The 1,630-nt window shown below is 63.1% G+C and carries 2 protein-coding genes; one reads left to right on the top strand and one right to left on the bottom strand.

Features of this window, described 5'->3' with window-relative positions; all coding sequences use genetic code 11:
- Window positions 1-587: hypothetical protein (locus WAW39_RS16315; protein WP_422320251.1), on the bottom strand; the 587-nt coding region annotated here is incomplete at its 3' end.
- Window positions 588-921: 334 nt separating this feature from the next.
- Here WAW39_RS16315 and WAW39_RS16310 point away from each other — a divergent pair.
- Window positions 922-1,630: acyltransferase family protein (locus WAW39_RS16310; protein WP_422320250.1), on the top strand; the 709-nt coding region annotated here is incomplete at its 3' end.

The raw sequence follows: 1,630 nt of genomic DNA, 5'->3' as shown, positions 1-1,630 counted from the left end.
GTGTAGTTGTCCGATTCAAAGCCCGACGAGTTGTTGTTGCTCAGCACGATCTTGTTCCACGTCGTGTTTGGATCGCCAAAGAAATTGATGAAGCCAAAAGCCTCGTAGCTGTCCAGCGACCTGTCCTTTGGATTGCCAAAGTAGGTGTCCGGCAGCTTCTCCATCAGGCTCGCCGTGGTGAAGGCGCCCACCAGCTTCGAGCCGTTGTAAAACTCCAGCTTGTTGTTCGGATCTCCCGCAGACCACCACATGCCGAAGTAGGACGAGCTCTTGTCCAGCTTCAGCGTGCTGCTCAGCACCTCCGTGCCCGCGCCCTGCAGCGAATACAGCGATCCCTTCGGATTCGCCGCGTCCACCGCGCCGCCGTACATGTCCGTGGCCTTCACATAGAGCTGGTTGAACGTTCCCACCCCCTGCCACGACACATGCTTGTTCACCCCCGTCGAAAGATCGTTAAAGGTGAAGACATTCGTGTTGGCCAGCGACGAGAGATTCGACTCCGGATTCTCCGCATACGTGATGATGAGTTCCGCGCCGGCGGGCAGTGCGGAGGCAAAAAGAACGACAGATAAGAGTGTGGATTTCATGAGGCCTCACCCGTCCACCACCTCCCCAAGCCCGAAAACCCCCACAGATGCAGGGGGGGGCACAAACGGGTGCCGCAAGGGGGATCTTCGTGATCTGTCCTCAGTTCTCGGTTAGCAGCGCACAGCCGGACACCTCCATTGGCCGATGCCCCTGTCCCAGCCACCCTTTGTCAGACATCGCCTCCCATTTCTCCCGCAGCCTCGACATCGCCCCGCACGCAGATTACACTTCACGTCTCTCCCCCAAACGCGCCCCGCACCCCCGCCCGCCCTTTTGCCTCCCCCAGAACCTTCCGCCCCCCACGCCGCCCCGACCGCTCATCGACTCCATGCCTTGGACAATCTGCGTGCCGTCGTCATGCTCACCGTCATCACCCAGCATGCCGCATTGGCTTACGTCAGCTTCGCGAATTCCTGGCCCATTGCCGATGCCAGCCGCAGCTTTGGCTTCACCCTGATGGTCGGCATCATCGGCGGCTTTCGCAGTCATCTCTTCTTCCTCCTCGCCGGTTTCTTTTCGTGCTTCCTGTGGGGGCGGTCCGGGCTGCAGGGCTTCATCCGGCAGCGCGCCCAGCGCATCGGCCTGCCCTTTCTCCTCGGCATGCTCACCATTGTGCCGCTCTCCAGCTGGATCAGCCTGTGGGCCACGCAGCAGCTCCCCCTCGCAGACGGCCACTGGCCCGGCCTCTTCGCCCGTCCCGGTCACCTGTGGTTTCTGGAGATCCTCCTGCTCCACTGCGCCGCCGCCAGCCTCATCCTCTGGCTCGGCCTTCGCGCACCCTTCGCACGCAGCCTCCGCGCGCTGGATGCCGGCTTCGACTGGCTCCTCGCCCGCCCCGCGCGCATCCTCGCGCTCGTCCCCCTCAGCATGCTCCTCATGTGGGCCCACCACGATGTCGGCCTCGTGCACGACAAAGGGGGCGATCTCACCCCGCCGCTCCGCGCCATTTTCTACTACGGCACCTTCTTCCTCCTCGGCTGGTGGCTCCACCGCCGCGCCCACCGCCTGCCGGAACTCGCGCGCAGCTGCAAGAGCTACCTCC

The sequence above is a fragment of the Prosthecobacter sp. genome (assembly GCF_049294395.1).
Lineage (GTDB): Bacteria > Verrucomicrobiota > Verrucomicrobiia > Verrucomicrobiales > Verrucomicrobiaceae > Prosthecobacter.
This window is presented reverse-complemented; position numbering and strand designations above follow the sequence as displayed.